16 protein-coding genes are annotated in these 18,131 nt (G+C 61.0%); 9 read left to right on the top strand and 7 right to left on the bottom strand.

Features of this window, described 5'->3' with window-relative positions; genetic code table 11:
• Positions 1 to 56 precede the first annotated feature (56 nt).
• The 3 genes from IEX75_RS10475 (at position 57) to IEX75_RS10465 (ending at position 2,512) form a co-directional block, all read left to right on the top strand.
• Positions 57 to 740: a response regulator transcription factor gene (locus IEX75_RS10475; protein WP_188794145.1), complete on the top strand. Its 684-nt coding sequence runs from the start codon at positions 57 to 59 to the stop codon at positions 738 to 740.
• Between the two features lie 17 nt (positions 741 to 757).
• The gene (locus IEX75_RS10470) at positions 758 to 2,110 is read left to right on the top strand and encodes a sensor histidine kinase (protein ID WP_188794144.1); all 1,353 of its coding nucleotides are present in this window, start codon (positions 758 to 760) and stop codon (positions 2,108 to 2,110) included.
• A gap of 102 nt (positions 2,111 to 2,212) precedes the next feature.
• On the top strand, positions 2,213 to 2,512 hold the full coding sequence (locus tag IEX75_RS10465; protein WP_188794143.1) for a PepSY domain-containing protein: 300 nt from the start codon (positions 2,213 to 2,215) through the stop codon (positions 2,510 to 2,512).
• Between the two features lie 244 nt (positions 2,513 to 2,756).
• Here the strand turns inward: IEX75_RS10465 and IEX75_RS10460 are convergent, their stop codons facing one another.
• The 5 genes from IEX75_RS10460 to IEX75_RS10440 form a co-directional block, all read right to left on the bottom strand.
• A complete protein-coding gene (locus tag IEX75_RS10460; RefSeq protein ID WP_188794142.1) occupies positions 2,757 to 4,277 on the bottom strand; it encodes a DHA2 family efflux MFS transporter permease subunit in 1,521 nt (506 codons plus the stop codon).
• 146 nt (positions 4,278 to 4,423) lie between these two features.
• Positions 4,424 to 5,653 (bottom strand): HlyD/EmrA/EmrK family protein, encoded by a 1,230-nt coding sequence (locus IEX75_RS10455; protein ID WP_188794141.1) that lies wholly within the window; start codon positions 5,651 to 5,653, stop codon positions 4,424 to 4,426.
• Between the two features lie 23 nt (positions 5,654 to 5,676).
• The gene (locus tag IEX75_RS10450; protein WP_188794140.1) at positions 5,677 to 7,116 is read right to left on the bottom strand and encodes an efflux transporter outer membrane subunit; all 1,440 of its coding nucleotides are present in this window, start codon (positions 7,114 to 7,116) and stop codon (positions 5,677 to 5,679) included.
• Positions 7,117 to 7,268: 152 nt separating this feature from the next.
• A complete protein-coding gene (locus IEX75_RS10445) occupies positions 7,269 to 7,733 on the bottom strand; it encodes a MarR family winged helix-turn-helix transcriptional regulator (RefSeq protein ID WP_188794139.1) in 465 nt (154 codons plus the stop codon).
• An 86-nt stretch (positions 7,734 to 7,819) separates the two neighbouring features.
• Positions 7,820 to 8,077, bottom strand: a complete 258-nt coding sequence (locus IEX75_RS10440; RefSeq protein ID WP_188794138.1) for a hypothetical protein — start codon at positions 8,075 to 8,077, stop codon at positions 7,820 to 7,822.
• A 259-nt stretch (positions 8,078 to 8,336) separates the two neighbouring features.
• Between IEX75_RS10440 and IEX75_RS10435 the strand changes: the two genes are divergently transcribed.
• From IEX75_RS10435 to IEX75_RS10415, 5 genes are all read left to right on the top strand, one after another.
• On the top strand, positions 8,337 to 9,149 hold the full coding sequence (locus IEX75_RS10435; protein WP_188794137.1) for an AraC family transcriptional regulator: 813 nt from the start codon (positions 8,337 to 8,339) through the stop codon (positions 9,147 to 9,149).
• A gap of 143 nt (positions 9,150 to 9,292) precedes the next feature.
• Positions 9,293 to 13,786, top strand: a complete 4,494-nt coding sequence (locus IEX75_RS10430) for a DEAD/DEAH box helicase (protein WP_188794136.1) — start codon at positions 9,293 to 9,295, stop codon at positions 13,784 to 13,786.
• A gap of 23 nt (positions 13,787 to 13,809) precedes the next feature.
• Positions 13,810 to 14,034 (top strand): addiction module protein, encoded by a 225-nt coding sequence (locus IEX75_RS10425; RefSeq protein ID WP_188794135.1) that lies wholly within the window; start codon positions 13,810 to 13,812, stop codon positions 14,032 to 14,034.
• Positions 14,035 to 14,416: 382 nt separating this feature from the next.
• Complete coding sequence (locus IEX75_RS10420) at positions 14,417 to 14,797, top strand: VOC family protein (RefSeq protein WP_188794134.1); 381 nt, start codon at positions 14,417 to 14,419, stop codon at positions 14,795 to 14,797.
• A 176-nt stretch (positions 14,798 to 14,973) separates the two neighbouring features.
• Entirely contained in the window at positions 14,974 to 15,423 is a 450-nt protein-coding gene (locus IEX75_RS10415; RefSeq protein WP_188794133.1) for an RDD family protein, read from the top strand.
• A 31-nt stretch (positions 15,424 to 15,454) separates the two neighbouring features.
• Here IEX75_RS10415 and IEX75_RS10410 read toward each other — a convergent pair whose 3' ends face one another.
• Positions 15,455 to 15,826 (bottom strand): nuclear transport factor 2 family protein, encoded by a 372-nt coding sequence (locus tag IEX75_RS10410; protein WP_188794132.1) that lies wholly within the window; start codon positions 15,824 to 15,826, stop codon positions 15,455 to 15,457.
• A 109-nt stretch (positions 15,827 to 15,935) separates the two neighbouring features.
• Between IEX75_RS10410 and IEX75_RS10405 the strand changes: the two genes are divergently transcribed.
• Positions 15,936 to 16,457 carry a dihydrofolate reductase family protein gene (locus IEX75_RS10405; protein WP_188794131.1) on the top strand — a complete coding sequence of 174 codons (522 nt, stop codon included), beginning with the start codon at positions 15,936 to 15,938 and terminating at the stop codon, positions 16,455 to 16,457.
• Positions 16,458 to 16,540: 83 nt separating this feature from the next.
• Here IEX75_RS10405 and IEX75_RS10400 read toward each other — a convergent pair whose 3' ends face one another.
• Positions 16,541 to 18,124 (bottom strand): S10 family peptidase, encoded by a 1,584-nt coding sequence (locus IEX75_RS10400; RefSeq protein ID WP_188794130.1) that lies wholly within the window; start codon positions 18,122 to 18,124, stop codon positions 16,541 to 16,543.
• Between the last annotated feature and the right edge of the window lie 7 nt (positions 18,125 to 18,131).

The following is an 18,131-nucleotide window of genomic DNA, read 5'->3' as shown; positions in this document are numbered from 1 at the left end:
CACAAATAAAGCAATCGTATCCTGCCTCGATTACTGGTGGTCGCGAACGAGCTGTCATGAAAATACTCTTGGTCGAAGATGATGCAGATACCCGGTCGTACGTATCGGCCGGCCTGCAAGCGAGAGGACATTCAGTCGACGAAAGCGGTGACGGCAACGATGGACTGCTGCGCGCCACGCAGCACGATTACGATGTGATCGTGCTGGACCGTATGCTTCCGGCGCGGGACGGCATGAGCGTGCTGAGAAATCTTCGCAGCTGTGGCACGCATGCCAAAGTGCTCATGCTGACCGCGCTTGGCGATGTCGATGCGCGCATCGAAGGCATGGAGGCCGGCGCGGACGACTATCTTGGCAAACCATTTGCTTTGAACGAGCTGATTGCACGGCTGAACGCCATCTCGCGCCGTGGCGCCCATACCCATACCCTTACGTGCCTGCGCATCGGCGATATGGAGCTTGACCTCATTCTCCAGCGCGTACATCGCGGCGAACGGCAAATCCACCTGCATCCGCGTGAGTGGGATCTGCTGAAATTCCTCGCGCTGCATGCGGATGAAGTGGTCACACGGGCCATGCTGCTCGAACATGTTTGGGGTTATCAATCGTCACCGCATACGAACCTGGTCGATACCCATGTGTGCCGGCTGCGCGGCAAGATCGAGAGGGATTTCCTGGGACCGCGGATGCTTCGCACGATACGCGGCGAGGGTTACATGCTGTCGGCGAAGCGCGACTGATGCGGTTGCGTCCTGGCATGACAGCAAGAGGGGGTTTGCTGCGAAGTGCGGCGTTTCGCCTGGCCATGCTGCAGGCGCTGTTGTTCGCATTGATCGCGCTGATGCTTTTTCTGGTGTCGTGGCTCGCAGCGCGGCACTACATTGAAAATCAATTACGCCAGGCGATTGCCGACGAAGCCGGCGAGATGGCGTCCGTGCCGGCGGATCATCGTGCAGCCGCCGTACAACGCGCATTGTCACAGGTACCTCGAAATCCCTTCGACTACAGCGTGTTCGATCGCCACGGCGCCCTGATGGTCGGCGATCTGCTCAAGCAACCGCGTGCTGGATGGAGCGTGATCGAACAACACAAGGCCGGCACGGGCGACACACAGCGCATTCTGGTCTTTGCAAACGCGCTGGATGACGGAAGCATGATGGTGGTCGGGCGTGATCTTGAAAGTGTCGAAGCGCTGGACAGTCTGTTGAAGCAGGTTTTCAGCTGGGCCGGCCTGGCTGCCGTCGTGCTGGCGCTTGCCGGTGGGATGGTGACGGCTGGTGGCTACCTGCGGCGCGTCGAGGCCATTGCCGGTGCAGCGTCGCGCATCGTTGCGGGTGATCTCGATGCGCGGGTTGCGGTGACGGGGCGAAACGATGAATTCGACCGTCTTGCATTCGCTTTGAACGGCATGCTGGAACGCATCCAGATGCTGGTGGAAGGATTGCGCCAGGTTTCAAATGACATTGCGCACGATCTGCGCACACCGCTGACGCATATGCGCCAGCGACTGGAGGCTGCGATGGATGAAGCCACCAGCGTGGAGAGCTATGGCAAGGCGTGCGAGCGTGCCCTGGCGGATGTCGATAGCGTGCTGGAGACCTTTGCGGCGTTGCTGCGCATCGCGCGGATTGAGGCCCGCCAGCGCCGTGCCGGTTTCTCTCAAGTCCATCTCTCGCGCCTGCTGGAGGCACTGGTCGATGACTACCAACCGCTGCTGGAAGGCGAAGGGCGCCGCTTCATCGTCGAGATCGCTTCCGGCGTGCGTGTTCATGGCGATGCCCTGTTGCTTACGCAAATGTTCGCGAACCTGCTCGAAAACGCCTTGCATCACACGCCGCCCGGCGCGTCGGTGGCGTTGAAGCTGCATGCGAAGCCCCAAGGCTGCCAGGTCGTCATCGAAGATACCGGTCCGGGCATTCCAGCGGCGGAACGAGCCCGGGTGCTGAAGCGATTCGTTCGGTTGGACGCGGCCCGGAGCACGCCTGGCACTGGGCTTGGCTTGGCTTTGGTTGCCGCGGTCGCCGATCTTCACAACATCGTGCTGAAGCTTGGTGACGCCGAGCCGGGCTTGCGAGTGCAACTGGATTTTGTGGAACAGCCGGATATGTAGGCGCATGTCGCAGCAACGGATAAATCCTCCGGCCAAGAGCGATTCGGATGCTTTGACGTAAACCCACGAATGAACCTTTGCAAACCCTTCTTGGAGGTAGGTATGAAGCAAATCATCAGCATGATCGTCGCGGTCTGTGTGTCCGGTCTGCCGGCTTTTAGCACCGCAACGCCGACGGACCTCGGCGCACAGGCTCGTATTCAGATGCCCGAGGCGCGCGCCATTGCACTCAAGGCGTTTCCGGGCCGCATCGTCAAGGAAGAACTGGAGCAAGAGAAAGGCGGCAGCGGCCTTCGCTATTCCTTCGACATTACGCAAGGCAAAGTCACCCATGAAGTGGGTGTGGACGCGAAAACGGGCAAGGTTCTGGAAAATTCCTCGGAAGCTGCTGATAACGATTAATACGCAGACGGCAGTACGGTCTGTCGCGTTCTTGCCGACGAAGCAAGCGCATGGCTTTGTCATTGCGATGCTTCGAAAAATGGAGAACAGAAGCTGAGGCATTCCTTTTTTCGACCTCCGCAACACTGTTCGCTTGACTCGACGTCGTTTAATTGTCTTCGCCGCTGTCCCTTTAAAGAAAGCACAAAAACAACGGCCCCGAATTGGGGCCATTGTTGGTTTCACAATCAGCTGGGATGAGACATCAATGCCCGCCCGCCCCTGCCCCGGCCTTCGCCGTGAACGGCGGCTTGGCCATCCAGATCACCACGATCAGCGAGAGAAAGATCCAGCCCAGCACGTAGAAGATTTCGTTGAAGGAAATCTGCAGCCCTTGCAAGCTGATCGTGTCATTCAACATGGCCAACGTGGTCTGCGTATCACTGCTCTGGTTGATCGCCTGCTGCGCCGTCGGGTTGTATGGCGTGATCTGCTCGGCGAGTTGCGAGTGGTGCAGCACCGCGCGACGTTCCCACATGAAGCTGGTCAGCGAAGCGGCAAAGCTGGCACCTACCGTGCGCAGAAAGGTGGCCACGCCGCCGCCCGAGGCGATTTCGTGCGGCTGGAGATCCGATAGCAGGATAGTGGTGACGGGCATGAAGAACAGCGCCACGCCCAGACCCTGCAGTAACTGCACGCTGGCGATGTGATAGAAATCCACGCCGATATAGAAGCCCGAACGTATGAGACATGTCGCACCCATCACGACGAACGAGGCTGCGGTAAGCATGCGCAAGTCAAAACGCGCGGCGTAGCGACCCACGAAGGGCGTAAGGATCACCGGCAGGATGCCCAACGGCGCAGCAGCAAAGCCAGCCCACGTGGCGGTGTAACCGAGGTTGATCTGCAGCCACTGCGGCACCAGCAGGTTGATGGCGAAGAACGCCGCATACGCCAGCACCAGCGAAATGGTGCCCATGCGGAAGTTGCGGTGGCGGAACAACTTGAGATCGACGATCGGTTCCTTGTCGGTCAGCTCCCAGATCAGGAACACCGCGAGCGCTATCGCCGAAATAATCGAGGTAATGATGATGAAGTTGGAATTGAACCAATCTTCGTCGTTGCCTTTGTCCAGCACGACCTGCAGCGCACCGATGCCAATCACCAACGTGATCAGGCCCACGTAGTCGATCTTCGGCCGCGAGGTCACCACTTCGCGCAGGCGCATCTGGTTGGCCACCACGAAGCTGGCAAAGATGCCGATCGGCACGTTGATGAAGAAAATCCACGGCCAGGAGTAGTTGTCGGTAATCCAGCCGCCGAGAATCGGGCCGGCGATCGGCGCCACCACCGTCACCATCGCCAACAATGCGAGTGCCATCGGTCGCTTGTTGGGTGGATAGATGCCGATCAACAAAGCCTGCGTTACCGGATACATCGGCCCGGCCACCGCACCTTGCAGGGTACGGAACACGATCAGCATGCCCATGCTCTGCGCGATGCCGCATAGAAGTGATGCGACGGAGAACGCCAGCGTGGCCCATACGAACAGCTTCACTTCGCCGAAGCGGCGAGTGAGAAAACCCGTGAGCGGCAGGGCAATCGCGTTGCTCACCGCGAATGACGTGATCACCCAGGTGCTCTCATCCGAACTCACGCCGAGATTGCCGGCAATGGTCGGCAGCGACACGTTGGCGATGGTGGTGTCCAGCACCTGCATGAACGTGGCCAGCGACAAACCGATTGTCGCAAGGACCAGATTGGGTGGACGGAAATGGGTGCTCATGGATATCTGCTCATGACGCGGGGAACGGGGGACAGGGAATAAACAGGCGGTCGCGAGACGAATTCAGCTGCTCGCGCATCCGGGGAGTGGAAGGAACAGGCGACATGGTGTTTCACGTCTCCCGTTCCCGGTTCCCTTCCTGCCTATCAGTGCGCCTTCGCCATAGGATCTTCACCCTTGGCATTCACCGCTTGTCCCATGTTCTCGTGAATGATCCGCTCGATCTGCGCATTCGCATCCGCGAGCTGGTCCTTGTAGACGTCCGTGCTGAAGCGCGGTTCGGTACGTGCCGCCTGTGCCAGCGTCGGACCGTTCTGGTCATGCAGGTTCACGTCGGTGGTCATCGACATGCCGATGCGCAACGGATTCTTGTCGAGCTGCGAGGGATCGGTGAACACCACGCGCACCGGAATGCGCTGCACGATCTTGATCCAGTTGCCGGTGGCGTTCTGCGCGGGCAGCAGCGAGAACGCACTGCCTGTACCCACGCCGAGGCTTTCCACCTTGGCCTGGTATTTCACCGAACTGCCGTAGACGTCGGAAGTCAGCTCCACCGATTGACCGATGCGCATGTGGGTGAGCTGCGTTTCCTTGAAGTTGGCATCCACCCACACCTGGTGCAGCGGCACCACCGCCATCAGCGCAGCACCCGGTTGCACGCGTTGACCGACCTGCACGGTGCGCTTGGCCACGTAGCCGGTGACCGGCGCCACCATCACGGTGCGCACATCATCCAGATAGGCAGCGCGATACTGCGCAGCGGCAGCCTTCACATCGGGATGCGAAGCGACGACGGTGTCGTCCACCAGCACCTGGTTGGTCTGCAATTGCTGCTGGGACGTGGCCAAAGCGCTTTGTGCGGAGGTGAGCGCATCGCGTGCGTGCGCCAGTTCCTCGGCGGAAATCGCGCCGGTCTTGGCGAGATCACGGCGACGATTGAAGTCGGCCTGCGCCTTCTGCAACGCAACCTTCTCCACGGCAACCTGGGCCTGTGCGCCGGTGACCGTGCTGTACAAACCACGCACGCGGCGCACGGTGTTGGCAAGGTTCGCCGAGGCGCGTTGCAGTTCGACATCGGCGTCGGAGCGGTCGAGTTTCACCAGTACTTCGCCCTGCTGCACCATGTCGCCGTCATCAGCGGTGATGCTGATGACCGTACCGGCGATGCGCGGCGTGATCTGCACGATGTTGCCGTTGATGTAGGCGTCGTCGGTACTTTCGTACCAGCGACCTACGATGAAATACCACGCCGTCCATGCGATGGCGGCGAGCACGATCACCGCCAGCAGCAGCCGCAGCAGGAGACCACGCCGGTTGTTGGCCGGCGGTGTCTGCACGGCGGGCGTGTCAGCGGTATGGGGGTTCGGACTGGACATGGGGGTGCCTCAGAAACGTTGAATTACTTGGAGGAAAGTTCGGCATCGGCTTGCGGACGGAAGCCGCCGCCGAGTGCCTGGATCAGTTGCACGTTGAGATCGGATTGCTGCGCGTGCAGCGCAGCCATGCGCTGCTCGGCGGCAAGCAGTTCCTGGCGCACGCTGAGCGCTTCCAGGTAGCTGCCGATGCCGGCTTTGTAGCGTTGTTCGGACAGCGTCCATGCATCGTTCGCTGCATCCAGTGCGCGTTGCTGCGCGGCGACCTGTGCCTGCAACGAAGCGACGGCGTCGTAGTCATCGGCTACTTCGTTGACGGCGGATACCAACGTCTTGTTGTACTGCGCGACGGCCAGGTCGTACTGCGCATCCTTGCTATTCAAGTTGGCGCGGCGGCGACCGCCGTCGAAGATCGGCAAGCTGATCGCGGGTGCCACTTCGTAGAAACGGTTTTTCAGCGTGAACAGGTTGGCGCCGCCAAAATTGATCAGGCCTGCCATCGCGCCGATGTTGACGTTTGGCAGAAACTCGGTCTTGGCAGACGTGATGTCCTTGCTGGACGCTTCTACGCGCCAACGTGCTGCGACGAGGTCGGCACGATGACCGACCAGGTCCACCGACAAGTTACCCGGCACGGTCAATGCGGCCGCCGGCAGCAATTGCGGACGGGCGATTTCAAGGCCGCGATCGGGACCCTTGCCGAGCAGCACCGACAATGACGTGCGTGCTGCGTCGACCGCGCGATCAGTCTGCGCCTTCTGCCCTTCCGCGCTGGCAACTTCCGAATCGCTTTGCTTCAGCTGTATCTGGTTGTCGATGCCGGCGGCCACGCGCTGGCGCGTCAGGTCACGTGCTTCGCTGGCGCGCTTGAGTTCCGCTTGGGCGACATCCTGCTGCGTGTAGGCGTAGCCGAGTTGCACATAGGCACGTGCAACATTGGTGGACAACTCGATGCGTGCGGCCTGTGCATCGACTTCCGTGGCACGCTGCTGACCCAGCGCCGCCTCCCACGCGGCGCGCTGGCCGCCCCACAAGTCCAGGTTCCACTTGAAGCTCGCGTCCGCATATTTCAGTGCACTGACGTGGCCGGTGCCGAACACAGGAACGGACTTGGGAATGAACGCCTCGCCGACGCTGCCGCCGACGTTGACCGTTGGCTTGCGCGCGGCATCCGCGGCGCCGGCCGCCGCTTGCGCCTGGCGCGCACGCGCATCGGCTTCAGCCAGGCTGGGGTTGTCGTGCAGGGCTTCGGTGATCAGGGCGCTGAGTTGGGGATCACCCAGGCCGGTCCACCAGTCTTCCTTCGGCCAGGCCGCGTCGGACACTTGCACGTGCGCCAGGCTGCGATCGGCCTTGAGCGATGAAGGATCGGTCGGCGTGCCGTTCGGGTGCAGGCCACCGCTGGTCGCGCAACCGGCCAGGGCCAACGTAAGTACGACAGCAGCCGCAACAGTTTGCAGACGCATGGCTTTCAATCTCGACGTTTGAAGTAAATGAAGCAGTTCATCGGTCAGCTTTCCTGTGCTTTTCCCGACTCGCCAAACCGGCGGGTGCCGGATGGCGGTAAGCGCATCGAGCGTCTTGCATGCTCGGTGCACGGCAGGCCTTCCGTGGCCTGCTAGTTTTTGTTCTTGTCGCGTAGGGCGTGCAGTACGCGGCTCAGGTAGTCGTGCAAGCGTTCCCGCTCCACCTCGCTCAATGACTGTTGCGCCGCTTCCAGTACCCGGTCATTGCAGCCGGTCAGCTGCTGCCACAGCGCATTGCCGGCTTCGGTCAGCTCAATGCGCAGGGCGCGCCGGTCCTGTTCGTGCGGGCGGCGACGCAGATAGCCCCTGCCCTCCAACTGGTCGAGCTGGCGCGTCATGGCACCGCCGTCCAACTCGACCGAGCGGGCCAGTTCGGTGGCCGTCATCGGTCCCAACATGGAAAGCCGCTTGAGCATGACGAACTGGATGTAACGAAGGTCCAGGCCCTTGGCAGCGATTTCCGCCTCGATGCTGCGCACCAGTTCGACCCGAACCAGATTGATCAGCAGGCCAAGGCTTTCCTGGGCAGTGGGGGTAACGAGCGGTCCGGTGTTCATGGACGCGTATTCTATTGCCTCAAGAATATTTGTCAAGGCAAATATATGTTGGGCACCTTTTGTTTCGGCAAATTGACAGAAATAGATTACTGCCGACCCGGCCCCACCAGCTCTGCCAGTTCGTCATCCAGCCAGGCCTTCAAGGCAGGATCCCGCAACTCGAACAACTCGAACACGCCCAATGCCCGCAAGGCCGGCAATTGCGCCAGCAGGCGCGGCTCCATCGCCCGGCGTACGGCTTCGGGCGTGGCCGGATCAAGCATCTGGTGCGCGCAGGCGACAAAGGTCTCCAGCGGGGACCGGGAGACTTCGGATTTCAGGGAAACCAATTGAAGCGGGGACATGACCTTTCCTTCTTCGTGCAGCGGATCGCTCTATAGACGGACGAACGAGGCATGTCGTGACCGACATCCGGGCGCGCCCAGCCATGGGCCTGCGCGCCTGGCGCAGTCATCGTCAGCCCCCTGGGAGTTCATCGGAAAAGCCGCGAGCGGCGGCAGCGGCGCGTTGGCCGGCGCTACGGGCCGGTCAGTGAAAGAAGCTTAGGCAAAGCGAATGACAAACTGATAACGTCATTTGGTCAAAAAATGTCGAGATTCAGCCATGCAGCGGACCAAACAGGAGCTCTACGAGTGGATCGAACGCCTGGACGGGCCTGCCTTGATCACCTACTGGGACGAAGGCGAAGCCGCCAGCGAGTACACCCAGGAGACCAAGCAATACGACTGGCACAGCCATGCACGCGGGCAGTTCTTCTGCGTAGAAAGCGGCTTGGTCCATATGCATACCGCGCACGGCTCCTGGTTATTGCCGCCGCATCGCGCCGGCTGGATGCCGCCGGGCGAGCTGCACAAGGTAAGCATCAGCGGTCCATTGACGGGTTGGGGCGTCTTCCTGCATCCCGACCTCGCCCACTGCCTGCCCAAACAGCCGTGTGTGATCGGCGTCAACCCGCTGATGCGCGAGCTGGTTCATCGCGCCAGCTCCTGGACCTGGAATGACGAACTCAATGAACGCCAGCAGCGGGTGATGACGGTGCTGCTCGAGGAGATCGGCGATGCGCCGCTCGAGCCACTGCATTTGCCCATGCCGGTGGATCGCCGCCTCCTGCGCATCGCTAACGCGGTACTGGAACAGCCCCACGACAACCGCAGCCTGGAAGAATGGGCGGCCTGGGCAGGGCTTTCCGCTCGCACACTCAGCCGCTTGTTTCGCTCCGAAACCGCCTTGAGCTTCGCGCAATGGCGCCAGCAGGCGCGGCTCACCAAGGGCCTGGAACAACTGGCTGACGGCCTGCCCGTCGCCACGGTGGCCGATGGCCTGGGCTATGCGAGCACCAGCGCTTTCATCGCCATGTTCCGCCGCTGTTTCGGCCATCCACCGGCACGGTATTTTGGGCAGCGAGCGATGGCTTAGCGCGTCTCATTCCCTGCGACAGCGGGCAAGCATGCTCGAACGCCCAGGGAGCAGGGGAATGAGAGCTTTTACGCTGCCGAATCACCCCTATGTCATGATCGACGGGCCTTGCCTTGAGCCCGTGCGGTCACGGGTTACCCGCGATGCCTTTGCAGAATTTCCATCCCGCGGTTGCCGCCTGGTTCGGCAACACGTTTCCCGCTCCGACGTCGGCGCAGGCCGCTGCGTGGCCCGAAATCAGGGCAGGGCGGCACACGCTGGTCGCAGCACCGACCGGTTCGGGTAAAACACTTACCGCCTTTCTCGCCGCCATCGATCATCTGGTGCAGGAGAGCGTCGCGCGTGGCGGCACGCTGCCGGATGAAACGCGTGTGGTGTACGTGTCGCCGCTGAAGGCGCTGTCGAACGACATCCACATCAATCTGGAAGCGCCGCTGGAAGGCATCGGCATCGAGTTGGAAAAACTCGGCCTGCCCGGCGCGCCGATCCGCACCGCCGTACGCACTGGCGACACGCCACAGGCCGAACGCAGCCTGATGCGCAAGGTGCCGCCGCACATTCTGGTGACCACGCCGGAATCCTTGTATGTGCTGATGGGCTCGCTATCCGGACGCGAGATGCTGAAGAGCGTGCGCAGCGTGATCGTGGATGAAATCCATGCAGTGGCGATCAGCAAGCGTGGCGCGCATCTGGCGGTGACGTTGGAGCGATTGGAAGCGTTGTGCCAACGGCCGTTGCAGCGGATCGGTTTGTCGGCGACGCAGAAGCCTATCGAGGACGTTGCGAAGTTTCTGGTCGGCGAGGGCACGGGTTTGGCGCCTTCGCCTCTTCAGGGCGACGGGCGAATCTCGCCGGAAAGCCAAGCAGCGCTACAGCCTGTCATGGCAGATCTCTTCGCCAGAACAGCCTCTCACCCCAAGGTAGAGAATGAGCCGAAGCCTGGGGCAGGGGAGCGAGAAACTAACTGCACCATCATCGACGTCGGCCACAGCCGCGCCCGCGATCTCGCCATCGAAGTGCCGCCCATACCGCTGGAAGCGGTGATGTCCAACGACACCTGGGAGCTGGTCTACAACCAGCTTGCACAGCTGGTCGAACAACACCGCACCACGCTGGTATTTGTCAACACGCGGCGCATGGCCGAGCGCCTGGCGCGGCACCTTTCCGAACGGCTTGGCCACGAAGCCGTCGCGGCGCATCACGGCAGCCTCGCGAAGGAGCAACGCCTGGACGCCGAGCAGCGGCTGAAACGCGGCGCGTTGAAAGTACTGATCGCCACGGCGTCACTGGAACTGGGTATCGACATCGGCGATGTCGACCTGGTGTGCCAACTTTCTTCGCCGCGCTCCATCGCTGCGTTCCTGCAACGCGCCGGCCGTTCCGGCCACGCGGTGAACGGCACGCCGAAGGCACGCCTGTTCCCGACCAGCCGCGACGACCTGGTCGAATGCGCCGCCATGCTCGATTGCGTGCGCCGCGGCGAGCTCGACACGCTGGTGCAGCCGCCACAGCCGCTGGACGTGCTCGCGCAACAGATCGTGGCGGAAGTGGCATGCGCCGAATGGGATGAAGACGCGTTGTTCGATCTGGTGCGTCGCGCCTATCCCTATCGCACGCTATCGCGCGATACCTTCAACGCCGTGGTGCGCATGCTCGCCGATGGCTTCAGCACGCGCCGCGGCGCGCGTGCCGCCTACATTCATCGCGACGCCGTGCATCGCGAGTTGCGCGCACGGCGCGGTGCACGCCTTACCGCCGTCACCTCCGGCGGCACCATTCCGGATACAGCCGATTACCTGGTGGTGCTCGAACCGCAGGCCACCATCGTCGGTACGGTGAACGAAGACTTCGCCGTCGAAAGCATGGCCGGCGATATCTTCCAACTCGGCAATACCAGCTATCGCATCATCCGCGTGGAGCGCGACCGCTTGCGCGTGGAAGATGCGCAAGGTGCGTCGCCAAGTATTCCGTTCTGGTTGGGCGAAGCACCTGGACGCAGCAACGAATTGTCGGTAGGCGTATCGCGGTTGCGCGAAGAAATCGCCGCACGCATCGATGCCGACGGTGTGCAGGCAGCTTTCGACTGGCTGCGCGAAGCGCTCGGCCTGAACGAATCCGCCGCCCAGCAGATCGTGGAATACTTGGCCAAGGCCAAGGCTGCGCTGGGCGTGATGCCCACGCAATCCACACTGGTCTTCGAGCGCTTCTTCGACGAATCCGGCGGCACGCAGTTGGTGATCCACACGCCATGGGGCAGCCGCATCAACAAAGCGTGGGGACTGGCGCTACGCAAACGCTTCTGTCGTCAGTTCAACTTCGAATTGCAGGCCGCTGCCACCGAAAACGCGATCGTGCTTTCGCTTTCCACCAGCCACAGTTTTCCGTTGATCGAAGTAGCGCGTTACCTGCACAGCAACACCGCCGAACACGTGCTGGTGCAAGCGCTGCTCGATGCACCGCTGTTCCCGGTGCGCTGGCGCTGGAATGCGGTGACCTCACTCGCCCTGCCGCGCTATGCCGGCGGCAAGAAAGTACCCGCGCCTTTGCAGCGCATGAAGAGCGAAGATCTGCTTGCCGCCGTGTTCCCTGACCAGGTCGCCTGCCTGGAAAACATCGTGGGCGAGCGGCAGATTCCCGATCATCCGCTGGTGAATCAGACTTTGCACGATTGTCTGCGCGAGGCGATGGATGTCGATGGCCTGCTGGATGTTCTGAAAAATATGGAATCGGGTGCGATTACCGTCGTCGCCCGCGATCTCACCGCACCCAGCCCACTCGCCAGCGAAGTACTCAACGCAGCGCCCTATGCATTCCTCGACGATGCGCCGCTGGAAGAGCGCCGTACGCGTGCCGTGCAGACGCGCCATTGGAATGGCATCGAGGATACGGATGACTTGGCCAAGCTCGATCCGGAAGCGATCGCCGCGGTGCGCGGTGAAGCATGGCCGGAGGTGCGCAGTGCGGATGAAATGCATGAGGCGCTGAATGTCTTGGGCTTCGTCACGGATGACGAAGCTCGCACAAACGAAGGATGGCTCGACTGGCTGCACAAGCTCGCGAACGTTCATCGGGCTACGCAGTTCACGCCACGGCGGGATGAAGCAGCGACGGCACGGAGCATATGGGTCTGCGCCGAAAAGCTCCCCCTGTGGCAGGCCGTGCACGAGCACGCCGCACTGGCCCCGCCGATCACCGCCCCCGCCGAATACGCCGCCCAACCTTGGGCTCGCGACGATGCCCTGCTGGAACTCGTGCGTGGGCGTCTCACCGGCCTGGGTCCCAGCACCGTCTCTGCACTTGCCGCCTCGATGCAAGTGGAAAGCACCGACGTCGATCTTGCCTTGATCCGCCTGCAATCTGAAGGTTACGTGATGCAGGGCCATTTCTCGCCCGATGCGAGCGAGACCGAATGGTGCGAGCGTCATCTGCTCGCACGCATCCACCGCTACACCATCGGCCGCCTGCGTCGCGAAATCGAGCCGGTCAGCCGTCGTGACCTGATGCGCTTCCTGCTCGAATGGCAGCACACTACACCCGGCACAAAGCTCAACGGCCCCGATGCACTTAGCGTCGTTCTTCATCAGCTTGAAGGTTTCGAATCTGCAGCCGGTGCCTGGGAAAGCGAACTACTTGCCTCGCGCATCGAGGATTACTCCAGCCGCTGGCTGGATGAACTTTGCCGCGCCGGTCGCATCGGCTGGAACCGTCTGCGCAGCGGTGGCGGCAGCGGCGGACCCGTGCGCGCGACGCCGATCGTGCTGCTGCCGCGCAGGCAATTGCCGATCTGGACCAGCATGGCCGATCGCAACCAGGAGCAGGAACCGCTGCTTTCATCGCGCGCGCAAGCCGTCGCCGATGCGCTGACCGCGCACGGCGCCCTGTTCTTCGACGAATTGCTCGACGCTGCACATCTGCTGCGCACCGAGCTGGAAGATGCACTCGGCGAACTGGTTTCCGCCGGGCGCGTGACTTCCGACAGCTTTGCGGGTCTACGCGCCTTACTCACACCTGCCGCCAAGCGCGAATCACCGCGGCACCGTCGTGTACGCCGGCATGCCTTGAGTGATATCGAGGATGCAGGCAGATGGTCGTTGCTGCGCAAACTTCCGCCAAGCTCGCCATCCCGGAGCGAGGGATCCTCCGACGATCCGCTCGAGCATGTCGCTCGCGTACTGCTGCGCCGCTACGGCGTCATCTTCTGGAAACTCCTCGAACGCGAAGCCCCTTGGCTGCCTTCGTGGCGCGAACTGCTGCGTGTCTATCATCAGCTGGAAGCACGCGGGGAAATTCGCGGCGGACGCTTCGTGGAGGGCCTGGTCGGCGAGCAGTTCGCCTTACCCGAAGCCATCGCCCATCTGCGCAGTATCCGGCTACGTCCACCCGAACAAAGTCGCGTCACCTTGAGCGGCAGCGATCCTTTGAACCTGGTCGGCACTGTTCTTGCCGGCGACCGCCTGCCTGCCCTGGCCGGCACGCGCGTGCTCTACGAAGACGGCGTACCTGTGGCTGCATGGGTCGCCAACAAGCCGCAATGGCTGATCGAAGGTGATCTTGTGCAGCAGCGGCGGTGGTTCAACGCCTTGCTGAGGCGGCCGGAGCCAGATGGCACCAGCGATGTAACATATGTCCACCGTTAATTCCTGCTTTGCTGGGTCAGACCATGGATCTCAAATCTCTCGAAAATGAAGCGCTTGGCCTCTCCTCTCAAGAGAGGGCACAGCTGGCTTTTGACTTGATCGAAAGCCTTGAGTCACTTTCGCCAACGGAGATCGAACAGTTGTGGACACAGGAAGCACTTCGCCGAGGTGAGCAGATCGATGCTCGAGCAGTCGCTCTAACGAGTTCAGAGGATGTTTCAGCCAAAGCTCACGCGCTGCTGCGGTGAGTATCTGGTTTCATCCCGCGGCGGAGATCGAGCACCTTGATCACGTCGCCTACTACGAATCATGCCGACGCGGTCTTGGTTCGGAGTATCTGGCCGAACTCGAAGAACTCCTGGCTACCATGGTAGAAACACCGCAGCGGTTTCCACTTGTGGGCTCGAGGCAAATCCGCCGAGCGCATCCTCGGCGTTTTCCCATTGCCGTGCTCTTTCGCCAATCCGAGCACGACATTCAGATTCTAGCCGTTGCTCACAAGCGCCGACGGCCAACATACTGGGTTACAAGACTCTGACTCGAACGCATGAACTTATGCGCTATCGGTAAGACCATGCTCGATAGCAATATGTAACAAACAATGCCCTTGGCACAGCTGAGGAGATGCCCATGCATCATTCAAGACTTTGCGCTCTGCTGATCGACTGCAACGTACCCGACATCGATCAAGCCGCCAGTTTTTGGGCCGAGGCACTCGGCCGACCGGTAGACCACGATCACCCAGGCACCCGCGGCAACTACCGCATGCTGGAGACGCCGCCCGACGAACCTATCGTGGAAATCCAGCGCGTCGGCCACGAAAGCCGGGTGCATATCGACATTGAGACGGACGATATCGAGGCCGAAGTGCTTCGCCTGGAAAAACTGGGTGCCAGCGTGGTCAGCCGCCTGGAGCGCTGGGTCGTCATGCAGGCCCCCACCGGGCAGCGATTCTGTGTAGTGCGTGTGCAACGCCCCGGATTTCCCAAAAACGCCACTCGCTGGGATTGAGGCAATCGCCTCGTGGCGTAACAACCTTTTATCCTGACTTGGTTATAGTCGACGCGCCGGCTACGCCCAGGGGGCACCGGGCATTTTGGGGACATTGAATCCAGATCTTTTTCGACAGGGCAGTACCCATGTCGCCGCGCGGCGACGTGCGTCTACAGGTAACCACGGAGGATTTCATGAGCACTGAGTACAACCCTTATTCGGCACCCGCCAGCGTTGTCAGTGACCGCGCCGACGACCAGCAAAATCTGGCGAGCAAGGGACGCCGCTTCGGCACGCTTGTTATTGATTACGTGTTTTTCTATCTGATCATTTTCGCCATCGGCTTCATCATTGGCATCACGCATGGCAGCGAGGGCGTCGCAAAATTTCCCTGGCAGCTGATCGGTCTGGTGGTGCTGCTCAGCTATTACCTCTTCTTCGAAGGCCTCTGGCAGCGCACACCGGGCAAGTTCATCCTGGGCACGATGGTGGTCAACGGCAACGGCGAAAAGCCAAGCTTCGGCCAGATTCTGGGTCGCACGCTGTGCCGGTTCATTCCGTTCGAGCCATTCTCGTTCTTCGGACGCGAAGGCTGGCATGACTCCATTTCGAAGACCAAGGTCGTGATGACGCGAGGCGGTTGATCGAACGTGCGGACGCCTCATGGCGTCCGCATCAGTCGCTGTAATCGGCGATATAGATCAGCAGGCCATCGCGCTCGCGATATTCGCTGCGCCCGTCCAAAGCCATGCTTTGCCCTGCACGTATGCCATTGGGCAAGTCAACAGCGAAAGTGCCCTGGAAATGGATCTGCGCGTAGGCGACGCCGGCCGTCTCGGCATAGGTGGTAATGGTCTGATGGCGCGTGGAAAACAGCTGGCGCGAGCTTTCCGCAAGATGACGCAGCTCGTGGATGCCCACGGTACGCACGCTGAGCACGCCGGCCGTGTAATTCTCGAAGATTACTTCGCTGTGCATGGTGGCGAGCATGGCGTCGATGTCGATGCGGTTGTAGGCGTCGATATAGCGGTCGATAAGGGCGCGCATAACATGTCTCTCGGGCATTGAGTCGAGCATAGCGGAGTTCCGGAAACCAGTGCAGCAACGGGCGTAGGATGGATGCCTTCGCCCGCTAGGCGTCTTCGGAGGCGTCACGATGAAAGCGTCGGTCTTTGTCGGCGTCAGCGTGGACGGGTTTATGGCCCGGATCGATGGCGGCCTCGACTTTTTGCCGGAAGGCGGAGGCGAACCGCATGGCTATGAGGAATTCATGCGCACGGTGGATGCCTTGGTCATTGGGCGCAACACCTATGAAACCGTGCTGGGTTTCGGTGAGTGGGCATATGGCGAGAAACCCGTTGTCGTATTGAGTTCGCGCGAGCTTGCGCCACCACCGGCCGAAGCCATTGTGCAGCACATGGCGGGAGCGCCTGGGGATATCGTCGCCAAGCTAAGTGCCGAGGGTATCGGCCACATTTATGTGGATGGCGGTGTGACGATCCAACGATTTCTTCGCGCCGGGCTGATTCAACGGCTCATCGTCACCCGGGTACCGGTGCTTATTGGCACAGGCATACCGTTGTTTGGCGCGATTGAACGGGATATCCAGCTCAAGCACATCGCCACGCGCTCGTATGCGAGCGGCTTGGTGCAAAGCGAATATGAAGTGGTGACGTAACTGTAGGTTGGGGTGCAAACCCCAACATCGCCATGTCGATGAGGATGGCAATGTTGGGGTTTGCACCCCAACCTACGGTAATTTCAATGCTTGTTGACGTTATCGGTCTGCTCGATAAACCGCGCCACGTTGTCGTGCAACAACTTCAACGATGCCTCATGCGCATACACCATGTGCCCAGACGGATACCAGGCGTAACTGATGTTGTTCATCAGCGCCGGCTGGATCGGCATGTGATGCATTTCGTAATCAGCCGCATAGAACGGTGTGGCCAGATCGTAATAGCCACCGTTGAGGAACACTTTCAGGTCCGGATTGGTTTTCATCGCCTTCGCCAGATCCGGCATCACGTTGACGGCGCCGTCGTGTCCGTTGTGCTTGAAATCCCAGTCGTTGACGTCGGCAAATTCGCGGTAAACCTGACCATCACCGTACTTGAGATCCTTGCGCACGTAGTCGTTGAAGGCGGCGATATAGGCAGAGCTGATGGCGGAGGATTGCGGATCGTATTCGGATTCCTTGCTTAGCGGGTCCAGCGACGGGCCGGCAAAACGCGTATCGAGGCGGCCGGTGGTGTCGGCGTCATCGCTCAATAGCTCGTGTTCGAACATGCCGCCAGTCACGCGCAAATCGGCTTTCAGCAGATAGGCCACGGAAAGACCGGTGTATTGATGCAGCTTCTCGGCAATGGCTTGTTTGCGGGAATCATCCAGACGCGAGCCCTGCATGAGCGCCTGTGTGTAATCACCCAGTGCGAACTGCTCCACTTCCTGCAGGAATGGCTCCAATGCAGCAGGCTGCTGCGGCAGCTTGTGGTGGTAGTACGCGGTGGCGGCATAGGTCGGCAGCGCCAGTTCGTAGGGCAAGTCGACGCCGGGATTCTGATCGGAGCCGTCGATGCTGGTATCGAAGTTGAGAATCTGTGACAGCAGGACCACACCGTTGAGATCGACGCTGTTCTCGTTTTCCAGATCGTTGGCAAGCACAGCCGAGCGAGTGGTGCCATAGCTTTCACCAAACAGGTATTTCGGTGAATTCCAGCGTCCGTAGCGCGACAGAAACTGCGTGATGAACTGCGCAAAGGCGTGGCCGTCGCCATCGACGCTATAGATATCCTTGCGGCGATCCTTCATCTGTTCTTCGCGCTTGGAAGCATCCGGGTCATTGGCGATCAGGCGGCTGAAACCGGCACCCGGCGCGTCGATGAAAACCAGGTCGGAAGCATCGAGCAGGCTGTAATCGTTATTTACGAGTTGATAGGGCGCAGCGGGCGTGTGGCTATCGTCCTTGGTGACAACGCGGCGCGGACCGAACGCGCCCATGTGCAACCACACGGTGGCCGAACCCGGGCCGCCGTTATAGATAAAGGTGACCGGACGCTTGGACGCATCCGCGCCTTTCTTGAAGTAGGCGACGTAGAACATGCTGACGGTGGGCTCGTTTTCCTTGTCGCCCTTGCCGTGCAGCACGATGGTGCCGGCTACGGCCTTATAGGCAATGTGCTTGCCTTCGACCGAAACCGAACCTTCGCTGCTGGAGGCCTGCGGATGCAGCAACGCGGCTTCCGGCTTCGGCTCATCCGGCGTTTTATCCTTTTTGTCGGCGGCGGCAGCAGCGTTGCCGAGCAACAACGCGGCCAGGGCGAGAGCGAGCGGAAGCTTGCGCATGGGAATC

This window comes from Dyella nitratireducens, from assembly GCF_014642835.1.
Lineage (GTDB): Bacteria > Pseudomonadota > Gammaproteobacteria > Xanthomonadales > Rhodanobacteraceae > Dyella_B > Dyella_B nitratireducens.
Note: the sequence above shows the minus strand (reverse complement) of the source record. Positions and strands in the feature narration are given on the sequence as shown.

Coding starts and splice junctions, on each gene's coding strand:
- IEX75_RS10475 (WP_188794145.1), top strand. CDS start 57: ATGAAAATACTCTTGGTCGAAGATGATGCAGATACCCGGTCGTACGTA.
- IEX75_RS10470 (WP_188794144.1), top strand. CDS start 758: ATGACAGCAAGAGGGGGTTTGCTGCGAAGTGCGGCGTTTCGCCTGGCC.
- IEX75_RS10465 (WP_188794143.1), top strand. CDS start 2,213: ATGAAGCAAATCATCAGCATGATCGTCGCGGTCTGTGTGTCCGGTCTG.
- IEX75_RS10460 (WP_188794142.1), bottom strand. CDS start 4,277: ATGAGCACCCATTTCCGTCCACCCAATCTGGTCCTTGCGACAATCGGT.
- IEX75_RS10455 (WP_188794141.1), bottom strand. CDS start 5,653: ATGTCCAGTCCGAACCCCCATACCGCTGACACGCCCGCCGTGCAGACA.
- IEX75_RS10450 (WP_188794140.1), bottom strand. CDS start 7,116: ATGCGTCTGCAAACTGTTGCGGCTGCTGTCGTACTTACGTTGGCCCTG.
- IEX75_RS10445 (WP_188794139.1), bottom strand. CDS start 7,733: ATGAACACCGGACCGCTCGTTACCCCCACTGCCCAGGAAAGCCTTGGC.
- IEX75_RS10440 (WP_188794138.1), bottom strand. CDS start 8,077: ATGTCCCCGCTTCAATTGGTTTCCCTGAAATCCGAAGTCTCCCGGTCC.
- IEX75_RS10435 (WP_188794137.1), top strand. CDS start 8,337: ATGCAGCGGACCAAACAGGAGCTCTACGAGTGGATCGAACGCCTGGAC.
- IEX75_RS10430 (WP_188794136.1), top strand. CDS start 9,293: ATGCCTTTGCAGAATTTCCATCCCGCGGTTGCCGCCTGGTTCGGCAAC.
- IEX75_RS10425 (WP_188794135.1), top strand. CDS start 13,810: ATGGATCTCAAATCTCTCGAAAATGAAGCGCTTGGCCTCTCCTCTCAA.
- IEX75_RS10420 (WP_188794134.1), top strand. CDS start 14,417: ATGCATCATTCAAGACTTTGCGCTCTGCTGATCGACTGCAACGTACCC.
- IEX75_RS10415 (WP_188794133.1), top strand. CDS start 14,974: ATGAGCACTGAGTACAACCCTTATTCGGCACCCGCCAGCGTTGTCAGT.
- IEX75_RS10410 (WP_188794132.1), bottom strand. CDS start 15,826: ATGCGCGCCCTTATCGACCGCTATATCGACGCCTACAACCGCATCGAC.
- IEX75_RS10405 (WP_188794131.1), top strand. CDS start 15,936: ATGAAAGCGTCGGTCTTTGTCGGCGTCAGCGTGGACGGGTTTATGGCC.
- IEX75_RS10400 (WP_188794130.1), bottom strand. CDS start 18,124: ATGCGCAAGCTTCCGCTCGCTCTCGCCCTGGCCGCGTTGTTGCTCGGC.